This window comes from Fulvivirga kasyanovii (assembly GCF_009711405.1).
Lineage (GTDB): Bacteria > Bacteroidota > Bacteroidia > Cytophagales > Cyclobacteriaceae > Fulvivirga > Fulvivirga kasyanovii.
On record NZ_SMLW01000032.1, the window covers coordinates 1 to 286 of the forward strand.

Below are 286 nucleotides of genomic sequence, written 5' to 3' on the forward strand. Positions count from 1 at the left end.
ATCCCTTACCTGGCGGGACAATTCGGATAACGAAACGGGTTTCAGGATTGAGCGGAGAGTTCAGGGTGCACCTGCATTTACCTCAATTGATGTAGCAGCCAATACCACAAGTTATGTGGATGTGGCTTTGTCATACAATACTGTTTATGAATACAGGCTAATGTCTTTCAATGAGTCTGATGCTTCAGAGGTTACAGACATTGTGACTATTACCACAGGTGATGAACCGGATATACCACCCTCAGAGGGGTTGGTTTACCTGATCGACCTTGGGGACCCTGCTACC

The 286-nt window shown here is 46.5% G+C and carries 1 pseudogene; it reads left to right on the forward strand.

Annotation, left to right across the window (positions count from 1 at the left end):
- A pseudogene (locus tag E1163_RS29995) lies at positions 1-286 on the forward strand (fibronectin type III domain-containing protein); the annotation flags it as partial.